The following is an 11,947-nucleotide window of genomic DNA, read 5'->3' as shown; positions in this document are numbered from 1 at the left end:
TCCCGGGGGTGTCGGTCGGGTTGGTCGTCGGGGTGCCGGATGGGCCGACCAGGCCGACGGGTCGGCCGACCCCGGCCGTTGGCGAACGGCCGGAGTCGGTTCAGGACTGCGGGCGGAGATCAGGTCGGATCGGGCGCGCCGCCGGTGCGCTGCTCCAGTTCCCACAGGGTCCGAAAGAGCCCGGGTTCGCGGGTGAGCTGCGCGTACGTGCCTTCCTGGACGAGGCGGCCTTGGTCGAGGACGACGATCCGGTCGGCCACGGCGACGTTGGCGAGGCGGTGCGTGATCAGAAGGATGGCGCGGTCCTTGGCCAGGTCCCGCAGGCCGGTGAAGACGTGGTGCTCAGCTCGGGCGTCGAGCGCGGCCGTGGGCTCATCCATCACCAGCAACTCGGCCTTCCGGTGAAAGGCCCTGGTCAGGATGACGCGTTGCCACTGCCCGCCGGACAGCTGGTGGCCGCCGAACCATTCGCTGGTCAGGAGTGTGTCGAGGCCGGAACGGAGGGCGGGCAGCATGTCCGCGGCTCCGGACGCCTCGCAGGCCGCCATGAGCGCGGCGTCGCTGGTGTCGCCCTGCCCCAGGGTGACGTTGTCGCGCAACGTCAGCGGCAGGTAGGTGAACCGCTGCGGTGCTACCGCTACGTGCTTCCACGCCTCCCACGGCTCCAGCCGCGCGGTGGTCGTGTGGTCCCAGGCCACTTCCCCAGAGGTCGGCAGCAGCAGCCCGCAGATCAGCCGGGACAGCGTTGTCTTCCCCGACCCGTTCTCCCCGACCAGCGCCACGATCTCCCCGCGCCGTACCTTCAGCGACACCCCGGCCAGGCTGTCCTTCTCCGCACCGTCGTACCGGTAGGTGACGTCGCGGACCTCGAAGCGTTCCGGCGGCGCCGGCAGTACCTCGGAGCCACGGGAGGCCACCATCGCCTGCCCGTGCGCGTTGTCGATGAAGTTCTGCCAGTCCTGCACGTACCAGCCGGTGCGCACCAGCCGGGCCCCGCCGTTGATGATGCCGCGTACGGAGCCGGTCGCCGTCTGCAGGGCGAAGACCGCGCCGCCGCCGGCCGCCAGGTCCATCCGGCCGGAGACCAGGAGCCACAGCAGGGTCGCCCAGACCGCAGCCGAGGCGACTCCGCCGGCCGCCGCACCGGCCAGGCCCATCCAGGCCCCGGTGTTCGCGGCCTCGCGCTCGGAGACGTTGACGGAGGCGGCCAGGCGCCGGTAACGGCCGAGGAGGAACGGGCCGGCCAGGCAGGCCCGCATCTCCTCGCTGGACTCCATGTAGGACATGTGCCAGCGCAGCTTGTGCAGCATCCGCCGACGCCCCGACGTCTCCAGGCTCGCGAGATACACCACGCGGGCCGCGCGCACGTACGCGGCGGCCTGCGGCAGGCACGCCAGGAGAAGCAGAGGCAACAGAACCGGATGGATCACGGTGAGGACCGTCGCGCCAGCGGCGAGGGTCGCCGTGGCGGCCAGCACGTCCTGGGCTTCCTCCACGAGGTCGGGGGTGACCTGCGCGCCACGGTCGGCGATGTCGTACTGGTCGTTGTACCCCGGCTTGTTGTTGGCCGCGGCCTCGGCGCCGAGAGCCGCCTCGACCATGCTGACTTCCGCGGCCCGGGCGAGCACCGGCCTCAGCCGCCCGGTCAGCCAGGTCACCGTGACCCCCAGCAGGGCGCGCAGACCCGCGGCCACGGCGATGACGGCCAGTTGCGGAGCCGCCTCCCGCAGCCGCTCGGTGATGTCGCCGGAGGCGATCAGCGCGGTGAGGGTCCCGGTCACGGCGAACAGGCCAAGCGCGGCCAGCACGCCGGTGCCGATCTGGCACGCGAGCAGGCCGGCCGTCGCGCCCCGGTCAACCTGCCACGCCATCCGCAACGACCGGCGCACCAGCACGGGCAGGCGCCGCGCCATCGTGGTCGTCGTCATCTGCGCGCCGGCCTGGAGCCGGGACTCGTCCCGGTACTGGAACTCCTCCTCCTGCGCCGTGCTCCCGCTGTCCGGTGGAGTCCCCTCCGCTTCGTCCGTGCTCGGTTGTGCGGCTGTGCTGCCCGAGGTCAAGTCAATCCCCTGTCGGTCGGTCACGGCTGGTTCGCGAGGTTCAACGACGCCACCCCCGATATCGAACACACGTTTTTCGGTCGGTCCTGAAGTCCCGGGATAGAGCGTTCGAGGAACCGTGGAAACTGCACCGACCCAGCTCCTGCAACGGCGCTGCCACCAAGGGCGGTTGGCCGAATCGCCGAGGTTCCCAAGCGCCGTACGCCAGAGAGGACGTTGGTGCGTGCGGGGTCGGGCGGACTTGTAGAGTGCGGGGCTTCCGGAACGCCACGACCCGTGTGGAGCTGACTGTGTACGTGCTTGGTGGCCGCCTTCGAGCGGCCGGTCTCGACCAGCCCGGCAGCGGGAGGACCGCCCCGCCGCCCGACCTCCAGCACCCACCAGGAACGCGACCATGAAGACCTGCGACAACACCTCGGTCGGCATCGTCATCACCGATCACCAGGGCCGCTACCTGATGTTCGACCGCGCCACCTTCCCGCCCGGCACGGCACCTGCCGCCGGCCATATCGACGACCACGGGACCGCCGAGGACGCGGGCCGCGCCGAGGTCGAGGAAGAGCTCGGCCTCACCGTTACCGGCCTCACCCACGTCACCGGCGGCTGGCGGGACAACCCATGCCGCCGCCTTCCCGGCGCACGCAGCGCCGGCCACCGCCATGAATGGACCGTCTACCGGGCCACCGTCACCGGCGACCTCACCCCGAGCGCCCACGAGACGAAGAACGTCCGCTGGATCACTCCCGGTGCTCTGCAGGAGTTGGCAGACCGGACGGTCGCCTACGCCCAGGGACGCATCACGGACGCCGAGTTCGAGGCCGCGCCCGGCATCGAGCCAGTGTGGATGCAGTGGCTCGCCAACATCGCCGCGATCAACACCAGCCCCGACGACCTGCGCCGGGTGGACCAGCTCACCAGATGATCGCCGCCCGCTCTCCTGACCTACCGCGGCCGCCGCCCGGCTCCATCCCGAGCTCGGCGCGCCGGCCCTGCGCCCTCGGCCGGCCCTTAAGTGCCCTGCTGCTACCGCGGGCCCGGACAGGCGAGTTCGCTGTCCGGGGTTGCGGCTTGCGTGAGTTACGCCGGCCATGGGGGTCATGAACTCAGCGAAGAGCGTCACGCAGGGCCTCCTCCAAGACAGGGAGCCGGTCCAGCAGCATCAGCGCTGCCTCGTGCCGCACCCGCCCGTAGGCCTCAAGTGCGGCGTCGGCGATGTGGGGTCGTTCCACTGGTACCGACAGCGGAAAGGCCGAGCAGAGCATGGCTGCACAGCCGACACGAAGCGAGGACACGAGGTCATCCGCGGATGCCTTCGGGTTGGCGTCCCGGTAGGCCAGGGTGAGATCGGTGTATCCGGTGAGCCAGCTCTCCGCACTGTTGTCCAGCACGCTCTTGGGGTCGCAGCCAAGACGCGCGATCTCCCAGGCGAGGTACCCGGGTGCGGGCGGTCGAAAGTCCACGATCGCGGCTACCTCGTTGTCCTTGAACAGGACGTTGGGGCCGGCCATGTCGCCGTGGAGGACCTGGACGGTCAGCTGTGGAAGCGAAGCGAGGGTGCGCTCGACGTCCCCCAGGATGGCTTGTCGCTCACGCGCCGCCTGCAGCGCCCACGTCTCGAACTCCCCGAGCCTGGGCATGTGCTGGTACGCATGGATCAGGTGCTCGAAGCGGTCCCGTGAGGCGGCCACGTCGCACACCGCGGCACCGGGTTCCAGGGTGGGGGCGGCGGCGGGGTGAGCGGCGAGTCGGCTGTGGAGGCGGCCCATCGCTGTGCCGACGGCTGCCCACCGTGCACCCGTCAGGCCGCCTTCGGCGGTCGCGGTGTGCGGCACGTACGACCACAGGGACATCGGCAGGCGGCCGTGGGTCTCGATGGGTTCGTGCTCGCGCGTGCGGGTTGCCCGCGCGGTCGCGACGCCTCCGTCGGCGGCGTACTCGGACAGTTCGACCGAGGTCCGCTCCAGATCCAGGTGTTCTCGAGTGCGGTAGACCTTGGCGAAGTGCCGCTGGCCCGTTTGATCCACGATCGCGTAATTGTCCGTCGCGGTGCCCTCCGGGATTCGCGTTATGTCTGCCGGGTGCAGCCCGTACCCGAGTACGAGCGTGTCGGCGAGCGCCTCGATCTGCTTCCTCTCCGCGGTGCGGCCGGGTGTGCAAGGCGCGGCGGCAGGCTTGGGGGCGGGCTGGTGAGATGCGGTGGACATGGTCTCCTCGTGGAAGCGCACAGCGATAGCGGTCAGATGATGGGCGGGCGCCAGGTGGTCGGGGCGATCCGGCGGCGGGCACGGACCGTGGCCGCCAGGTCTTCAGGCGAGCCGCGGCGGGCCGCGCCGGGGCCGCAAGGTCGCCGACGGACAACGCTCCGTCACTGCGGTCATCTGATCGCGCCTCCCTCGTCCGGGTTGTCCCTGCACTCGAGCCCGACCCGGCACCGCCACCAGCCTGCTGGCAGGGGACCGGCCGACCAAGCCGACACCGCGGCCCCCTGCCGCGTGACGCGGCTGATCGAGGCGGTGAACGCGGTAACCGACGCCGGCCTTTCGTGGCAAGGGCGACCTGTTCGGCGTCGCACAGGCGGGGCGTGGGGCCGACCGGCGGGCGCCGCGGCACCAGGCAGGAATGCTCGTCGCATAGAGTGCGGGCGCGCGGGTGTCCACGTCGTTCACCAAAAGATGATCTTGGACGCCTTCGTTCTCGTCTCCGCAGGCATCCCTCGGGCCGCACCACCAGGAGGAACCAGTGTCATCCCCGCAAGTGATCACCCCCGCGGACAAGCTCGCCGAGGCGAAGAAGCAGCTGAGTTTCCCGCGTATTGTTGCGATTTGCGGCTCCACTCGTTTCATGGCCGAAATGGCTGAGGCCGAGCTGCGGGAGACCACCGCTCGGCCCGGGAAGATTGTCGTCAAGCCGGGTTGCGACCTGAAGTCGCCGCACGCACTGTGGTCCGATCCTGTTGAGGCTGAGGCGCTGAAGGTTCGACTCGATGAGCTGCACCGGTCGAAGATCTTGCTCGCTGATGAGGTGCTCGTGGTCGGCGACTACATCGGAGACAGCACCAGGTCCGAGATCGCCTACGCCCGGTCGCTGGGCCGGCCCGTGCGGTTCACGCACCCCGAAGTCGACCCCGACGCCTGAGGGCTCGCCCCGCACCCTCCGCCAGCACCCCGTTGGAGTTGATCGTCTGGCGGGTGGCGTGGTGGTGAGAGCGGGCTCAAGGAGCTGCGGAGCGCATCGCGGCCGTGATGGCGGCGGCGAGAGGCTGCTGGTGGTTCGTCAGGTAGAAGTGGTCGCCGTCGTACCTTTCGAGTCCGCGGAAGTGCGTCGTGAACGCTCGCCAGGCAAGGAGGCGGTCCTCGCCGATCAGCCTGTCGTGCACGCCCGCGAATACCGACAGCGGAACGGGCAGCGGCTCGGGGCTGCGGGGAGGAGTCCAGGTGTCCACGAGTTGGAAGTCGCTGCGGAACACCGGGGCGAACTTGCGCCAGACGTCGTCGTTGTCGAGGAGCTGCGGTGGACTGCCGCCGCCGCTCCGCAGCCAGCCGCGCAGTTCGTCGTCGGCCATCAGGTGAGGGCGGCTGTCGGCGCCGGCTTCGCCTCGCGGGGCGCCGTAGGCGGATACCCCCAGCCAGGTGGGGAGCGGCTCCCCCTGGCGCAGGAGTCGGCGAGTGAGCTGGTAGGCGATCAGTGCGCCCATGCTGTGGCCGAAGAACCCGAAGGGCCGGTCGAGCAGTGGAGCGATGGCGGTGTGGAAGTAGTCGACCAGCCGGTCGCAGTCGTCGATCAGCGGCAGTGCCTGCAGGTGGCCTCGGCCGGGGGCCTCCAGGAGGCACAGTTCCCAGTCCTGGGGGAAGTGCTCCGCCCAGCCCCGGTAGAGCAGGTGTGAGCCGCCGGCGTGGTGGAGCAGGAACAGGCGCGCCGTTGGGTCGCTCAGCGGCCTGGGCCGGATGAGCGGGGAAGCCGGCGTCTCGCGGGTGAGCTTGGAGGTGAGGAAGGCGTGCAGCTCGGCGAGGGTGGCGGCGCCGCTGGCTGCCACGGCGTTTTCCGGGACGCCGTACGCGCTCTCCACGCGGGTCGAGATCTCCAGCATCAGCAGCGAGTCGATGTCGAGCTCGTAGGCGAAGTGCGCCCCGTCGGTGACCTCCTCGGGCTCGGTCTCCAGTACGCCGGCTATCAGGGCGCGGAGATGCTCAATGGTCACGCTCGTCGTGGTCATCCGATCTCCTTCGGGATACCCCCGGCTTTAGCCGAGGGAGGAACGAAGTCTCCTGCGGAGTAGGGCAAGGAGGGGGATTTCGCCGTCAAGGCGAAAGACCGTGCTCTGACCCGCGGGTTGGATCAGTCTGTTTGTTCGGGTCGGGTGGTGTAGGCGTAGCCGTCGGCTCGTTGGAGGAGGCGTAGGTGTTTGTGCCGTATGCCTTGGGCGGTGCCGTATCGGGTGGTGATGTTGAAGCTGCCGGTAGCGCGAACGGCCACGCGGCCTGTGTGTGTGCCCGCGTGCTTTCCTGTGGGGACGACGGCGCGCACCAGGTCGCCGGTCTGGAATCCGTAGAAGGTCTTCTGCCGGGGCATGTGTAGGCGGGGGAAGCCGTGTTTGTCGGCACGGGTGCGGGTGTGGGTGCCGCGCCCGGTGCATCCGGCGGCCAGCACCGTGATGACGGTTTCGGTGACCGACTCCAGCTTGCCCACGGCCAACGCGTCGAGGGTGTGGGTTTTGGGCAGCCGGCAGCGGGTGCGGTTCCACTTGGTGCGGCCCCCGGAGGCGGTGTGGGTGGGCAGGAGCGCGTCGAGGGCGCGCCACAAGGCCCAGCGGGTGGACTGCACGGCGGCGGCGTCCCGCAGTGGGGCCTTTGCCTGCGCGAGGAGCTTGGCGAGCTTGGTCTTGTTCTTGACGAACTCCTCGACCGGCCGGTTCGACTTGGTCTGGTTGCAGGGGATGCAGGCCACGCACAGGTTGGAGAGACGGTCGGTGCCGCCGCGTGAGCGAGGGTGGATGTGGTCGATGTTGAGGGGCGTGTTCTGCGCGCCGCAGTAGGCGCAGGATCGCCCCCACTTGGCCAGAAGGTATTCGCGGGCTTCGTAGCCGTGCAGGGTGCCCTGCTGGTACTCCGCCCCTTCCAGCGCGTTGCCCGCGCTGATGGCGTGGGTGTCGAACGCAATGCGCTCTACATGCACCGCCCGCGCGGGCGCCCAGCGGGAGATCCGCTTGACCCATGACATCGTGGTGACGACACGGTGCTGAAGGGACGGCGCCAGCCAGCCGTCCGGACGCCGCCGGTTGAGGAATCTCGGGGCGCGGTAGCGCAGATTCCGGGTGCGGCGTCCGCGCCGGTAGGCGGACCGCTGCTCCAGCTTCCTGCGGATGGCCGCGCCCCGGTGGTCGAGCTGAAGCGCGTAGCGGCCCCGGCGCTGACCGGCCTGCGCGCTGAACACCGCGATCCCGGTGTGTTTACTGCCGGGGTCGATCCCCAGCTCCACACCGTCTACTTCGGATTCGGCGACCGTGCGGTCTTTGAGGCGGATGACGAACGGCGTATGCCGGTGGACAACGGCCCTTCCCTTCTTGAGCAGCTTTCTGGCCCTGGCCGGTGTGCAGGGCTGCAACGGATGCCCGTGCTTGTCCAGCACGAACACGAACGGGTGCCGCTCACGCGGCTTCTCCCCAACCGTGGGGTTGGGGGTGACGCCGCTACCGCCAGGTGAAGCGGTAGCGGTCTCCTCTCGCCCAGGTTCCGCGCCGGGTGCCTTACGGCGCTCGGCCCCCGTTTCGTCCCTGATCCCGGGGTTGTCTGCTGGGTCGAGTTCCAGAGCAAGCTGCTGAGGAAGCACGGCTTGGTCGGTCTTCTCGCCTACGCGGAACGTAGCCAACTTCAGTCACCTCCAATGCGCTTGTTGACTCGGGCTGGTAACACACGGGCCTCAGCCAGCTCGGCTGAAAGCCCCCTCGGTTTACGAGGGGGATCCGGTTACGGGTGTTGTCCTCGTTCCTGCGTGGATGGGCGAGTGGCCGGCGACGGGGTCAGCAGCAGGGCGGCCGTCGCGTCGTGGTGAGGGCCTCCGGCCGTGGCGAGGACGTTCCCGGTGGCGCCGCTCTCCAGATGGGCAGCCGCGGCAGCGCACTGCAGGACGCCGAGCGCCCCGGACAGCGGGCCTAGCTGGGATTCCAGGTCGATCCGGCGCGTGGCTGCGAGCAGATGGCCCGCCCCGGCCCCCGCGGCTTCCGCCTCGTCCGCGAGCCACAGCCCGACGGGCCCCTCTTCGGTCACGCCGGTGGAGGCCAGCGCGGCGGCGAGGTTCCGGGCCCGTGCGTAGCCGGTGATCGTGGCGCGTGGCCGTGCGCCACGGGAGGCGGCTGCGTCCGCGGGTTCCAGTACGACCGCAACCGCCGCGTCGGTGGACTGCCGGCCGAGGACCTTCGTCACCACGTCGTTGGCGGGTTCGACGCCGACGACGACGGCTGCGTCGGCGCGCCCGGTCACGATGAGGTTCCGGGCCCAGGCCAGGGCATCCAGACCGCTCGTGACGCCGTTGCAGACGGTGAGGTTGGGGCCGCGCAGACGGTAGCGGATGGCCACCCAGCCGGCGATGACGTTGCTTGAGGTCTGGGGCAGGCCCAAGGGGCTGAGTCCCATGACGCCTGCTGCGGCGATGGTGTCGGTGGCTTCGCAGACGCTGTCCGCGTTGCCCAGATTGGTGCTGACCACGACGGCCGTCGCCTCGGCCGCGCCGGTGAACGTGGTGTCGGCGTCGGTGAGACCGGCGTCGTGGAGGGCGAACTCGGCGGCGCGCAGGGCGAGCCGGGACGCGCGGTCCTTGTGGCGCAGCTCGCGTCCGATGAGTCCAGTTGCGGGGTCGAAGCCGCCCTCGGCGGGCAGGGGTCCGAGGAGGTCGCGGTACGTCGCGACACCGGGGAGCGCCAGTCCGATGCCCGTGACGACGACCTCCCGGGCGCTCGGGTTCCTCGGATGCGCGGTGCTCGTCGCGTTCATCGAGCTCCCTCCACGATCGCGACGGCGTTGATCCCTCCGAAGCCGAACGCGTCGATCTGCGCGATGGCCAGGTCGTCGGAGGCGGGGGAGCCCTGCACCAGGCCCAGCCCTGCGGCCTCCGGGATCGGATCGGCGAGTCCCAGAACCGGGGGTACCGTCCCTTCCTTCATGGCGAGCACCGCCATCACGAGGCTGAGCAGTCCCGAGCCGCCCAGGGTGTGGCCGGTCATCGCCTTGATGGCGGTCATCCGCGGACCAGGTCCAGCGCTCTGGAAGATGCGGCGCAGCACGCTCGACTCCGTCGCGTCGTTGCGGGGGGTGCCGCTGCCGTGCAGCATCACCAAGTCGATGTCGCGGGCCCGCACCCCCGCTCTGCGGTAGGCGTCCAGCACCGCGCGGGTGATGCCGTCGGCGTCGGGCGCGGTGGCGTGGTGAGCGTCGCAGTTCATGGACACACCGCGCACCCGGGCGTGCACGGGCCCGTTCCCGGTGCCGGCTCGCTGGACGACGACGGCTGCCGCGCCTTCACCCATCAGCATGCCCTTGTGGGTGGTGTCGAAGGGGCGCAGCGCGTCGGGGATGTCGTTCTGCACCCGGTCGAGCGTGCCGAAGCCGCTCTCGGTGGCGGCGTCAGTGCCCGCGACGACGACCGTGTCGGCCATGCCGAGCTCGATCATGTCGGTGGCCATGCCCAGCGCGTACAGCGTGGCGGAGCAGGCGTTGGCGAGGGTGTACGTGGTGGACGCCCCGAAGGCCGCCTTCAGGGCGGTGCCGAAGTGCAGGTCTTCGAGGGCGACTTCCGCGTCGTGGCGCCACCACAGTTCGAGGCTGCGCTGCTCGCGCATGGTGGTCCCGACCAGCACGGGCACCTGGGCCAGGTCCTCGCCCAGTCCCGCGTCCCCGGCTGCCTGACGAATGACGGTGGTGAGCCAGCGGGTGGCGCGCTGCGGTATGTCGCCGCCGCCCTCGGGCCGGTCGTCGATCTCGTAGGCGTAGGCCGCCCTGTACTTGTCGGGGTCGAACGCCCTCAGGGGCGTGCGGCTCTCCTGGCCCGCGCACAGCGCAGCGAAGATCTCCCCGGGGGTGGCGCCGATGTTGGCGACGGCGGCCATGCCCGTAATGTCCCAGGTCACGGTTGGGTAGCCGCCTTCCTCAGCTCGAAGGCGGCCAGCTTGCCGGTCGACGTGGTCGGGAGCTCGTCGAGGAACTCCACACGGGCGGGCCGCTTGTAGGCGGCAAGACCGCCACGGATCGCGGCGATCACCACGCGCCGCACCACGGCCTCGTCGGATCCCGGCCGGGCCACCAGATACGCCACGGCCTGCTCCAGGCCGTCGGCATCGCGGCCGCCGACCACGACGCAGTCCTGGACCCCTTCCGCACCGCGGATGACGCTCTCGATCTCACTCGGCACGACCTTGTAGCCGCCCAGGTTGAGCACGTCATCGGCGCGGCACAGATGGGTGAACATGCCGTCCGGCGCACGGCGCACCACATCGCCGGTGTAGGCGCCGCCGTCGGCGAAGGTGACCGCTGCGGCCTCCGGCCGGCCGATGTAGCCCAGGGCGACGGTCGGGCCGGCGATGTGCAGCCGGCCCTCCTCCCCGGCGGCGACGGGCGTGCCGTCCGCAGCGCGGACGGTCGCGGTGATCCCGGGCACCGGGACCCCGAAGGTGCCCGGACGCTCGTTTCCCGGCGGCGTGCCGACGACGATGTAGAGCACCTCGGTGGCGCCGAGACCGTTGAGCAGATCGGCCTGGAAGGCGGTGCGGATCCGCTCGCTGAGCGGACCGGGCAGATTCTCGCCCGCCGCCACGCACAGCCGCACGGAGTCGGCGGCGAGCGCCGTCGTCTCGGATGCGTGCAGCAGCGCCGCGTACAGCCGGGGGACGGAGAACAGCACGGTAGGCCGGTGGTGCCGGAGCGCGGCGGTGAGTGAGTGAACGTCGGCCGTGCCGCGGATGAGCGCGACGCGGGAGCCGGCCGCCAGAGGGCACAGGATGGAGCTGCCGAAGCCGTAGCCGAAGGACATCCGGGCAGTGGACAGCACGGTGTCCTGCGGGGTCAGTGCCAGTACCGTGGCGATGCCGTCGGCCATGGCCGCGATCGCTCCCGCCGAGTGCCGCACCCCCTTGGGCTTGCCGGTGCTTCCGGAGGTGTACTGCACGAGCGCTTCGCGCCCCGCGCTCCACGCGGCCGGGGGCCCGGCTTCCTGCGGGCGGTGTGCGGGGCCGGGCTCGGCCGTCGCTAGAGCAGCGCGGACGTCAGCGCCGGCGAACCGGGTGGTCGTGGCGAACAGGTCGTCAAGGGTGCGTTGGCGCGTGGGGGAGGCGTCGAGGTGCACCATCGCGGCGGCGCAGTCTTCGGCGATGTAGCGGACTTCGTTGTCCGTGAGCATCGGGCTGATCACCACGGGGACGCAGCCGTGCCACCACAGGCCGAGGACGGCGACGACGGTCGCCACGGAGTCGTCGGCGATCAGGAGGCCGCGGGCGCTCTCGGGCACGCCTGCTGCCCTGAGGGCGCCCGCGTACCCACGTGCTGCCTCCAGGAGGGCGGCGTAGGTGATCTCCCCCGCCTCGGGGTCGAGGTAGCTGGTCCTTTCGCCCCGGCCGGCGGAGACATGACCCGCCACCAGGCGGTCGATCAGGTCGACCCCGCGGAGGCCCGTCGTACGCTCGCCGAGCACGGACACCGCGGCGTCCAGGCTGGTGAGGGCTGCCGCTTCCTCAGCGGACAGGGCTGCGAACTCGCGCTCGATCGCGACCACGATCTCAGCCTTTTCTAAGGAGCTCATGCCGAGGTCCTCGTAGAACAGGGCACCAGGCTCGATGGCTTCCTTTTCCACTTCCAGGACAGACGCCACGATCTCTCGCAGTCTGTCGCGCATTGTGTCGATGT

Annotated in this window: 9 protein-coding genes; 2 read left to right on the top strand and 7 right to left on the bottom strand. The window is 70.5% G+C overall.

Annotated elements, in window-relative coordinates; genetic code table 11:
- Nucleotides 1–119: 119 nt before the first annotated feature.
- A complete protein-coding gene (locus tag STBA_RS19460) occupies nt 120–2,060 on the bottom strand; it encodes an ABC transporter ATP-binding protein (protein ID WP_077060475.1) in 1,941 nt (646 codons plus the stop codon).
- Nucleotides 2,061–2,454: 394 nt separating this feature from the next.
- Between STBA_RS19460 and STBA_RS19455 the strand changes: the two genes are divergently transcribed.
- Entirely contained in the window at nt 2,455–2,982 is a 528-nt protein-coding gene (locus STBA_RS19455; RefSeq protein WP_077060474.1) for an NUDIX hydrolase, read from the top strand.
- 181 nt (nt 2,983–3,163) lie between these two features.
- On the opposite strand, the gene STBA_RS19450 is transcribed toward STBA_RS19455, so the two are convergent.
- The gene (locus tag STBA_RS19450) at nt 3,164–4,264 is read right to left on the bottom strand and encodes a phosphotransferase (protein ID WP_079252030.1); all 1,101 of its coding nucleotides are present in this window, start codon (nt 4,262–4,264) and stop codon (nt 3,164–3,166) included.
- Between the two features lie 535 nt (nt 4,265–4,799).
- Here STBA_RS19450 and STBA_RS19445 point away from each other — a divergent pair.
- Nucleotides 4,800–5,195: a hypothetical protein gene (locus tag STBA_RS19445; RefSeq protein WP_077060473.1), complete on the top strand. Its 396-nt coding sequence runs from the start codon at nt 4,800–4,802 to the stop codon at nt 5,193–5,195.
- 76 nt (nt 5,196–5,271) lie between these two features.
- Here STBA_RS19445 and STBA_RS19440 read toward each other — a convergent pair whose 3' ends face one another.
- The 5 genes from STBA_RS19440 to STBA_RS19420 all read right to left on the bottom strand — a co-directional run bounded on the left by STBA_RS19440 (nt 5,272) and on the right by STBA_RS19420 (nt 11,936).
- Nucleotides 5,272–6,273, bottom strand: coding sequence for a thioesterase domain-containing protein (locus tag STBA_RS19440; RefSeq protein WP_077060472.1), 1,002 nt, complete (start codon nt 6,271–6,273; stop codon nt 5,272–5,274).
- Between the two features lie 122 nt (nt 6,274–6,395).
- Entirely contained in the window at nt 6,396–7,925 is a 1,530-nt protein-coding gene (gene iscB, locus STBA_RS19435; RefSeq protein WP_253194836.1) for an RNA-guided endonuclease IscB, read from the bottom strand.
- A 98-nt stretch (nt 7,926–8,023) separates the two neighbouring features.
- Nucleotides 8,024–9,046 carry a beta-ketoacyl synthase N-terminal-like domain-containing protein gene (locus tag STBA_RS19430; RefSeq protein WP_077060470.1) on the bottom strand — a complete coding sequence of 341 codons (1,023 nt, stop codon included), beginning with the start codon at nt 9,044–9,046 and terminating at the stop codon, nt 8,024–8,026.
- Nucleotides 9,043–10,179 carry a beta-ketoacyl synthase N-terminal-like domain-containing protein gene (locus STBA_RS19425; RefSeq protein ID WP_077060469.1) on the bottom strand — a complete coding sequence of 379 codons (1,137 nt, stop codon included), beginning with the start codon at nt 10,177–10,179 and terminating at the stop codon, nt 9,043–9,045. The genes STBA_RS19430 and STBA_RS19425 overlap by 4 nt, the downstream gene beginning before the upstream one ends.
- Complete coding sequence (locus STBA_RS19420) at nt 10,176–11,936, bottom strand: AMP-binding protein (RefSeq protein WP_077063433.1); 1,761 nt, start codon at nt 11,934–11,936, stop codon at nt 10,176–10,178. The genes STBA_RS19425 and STBA_RS19420 overlap by 4 nt, the downstream gene beginning before the upstream one ends.
- Between the last annotated feature and the right edge of the window lie 11 nt (nt 11,937–11,947).

This window comes from Streptomyces sp. MP131-18, assembly GCF_001984575.1.
Lineage (GTDB): Bacteria > Actinomycetota > Actinomycetes > Streptomycetales > Streptomycetaceae > Streptomyces > Streptomyces johnsoniae.
The sequence above is the reverse complement of the archived record's forward strand: the minus strand, read 5'-3'. Positions and strand labels throughout refer to the sequence as shown.

Coding starts and splice junctions, on each gene's coding strand:
- STBA_RS19450 (WP_079252030.1), bottom strand. CDS start 4,264: ATGTCCACCGCATCTCACCAGCCCGCCCCCAAGCCTGCCGCCGCGCCT.
- STBA_RS19440 (WP_077060472.1), bottom strand. CDS start 6,273: ATGACCACGACGAGCGTGACCATTGAGCATCTCCGCGCCCTGATAGCC.
- STBA_RS19455 (WP_077060474.1), top strand. CDS start 2,455: ATGAAGACCTGCGACAACACCTCGGTCGGCATCGTCATCACCGATCAC.
- STBA_RS19430 (WP_077060470.1), bottom strand. CDS start 9,046: ATGAACGCGACGAGCACCGCGCATCCGAGGAACCCGAGCGCCCGGGAG.
- STBA_RS19420 (WP_077063433.1), bottom strand. CDS start 11,936: ATGCGCGACAGACTGCGAGAGATCGTGGCGTCTGTCCTGGAAGTGGAA.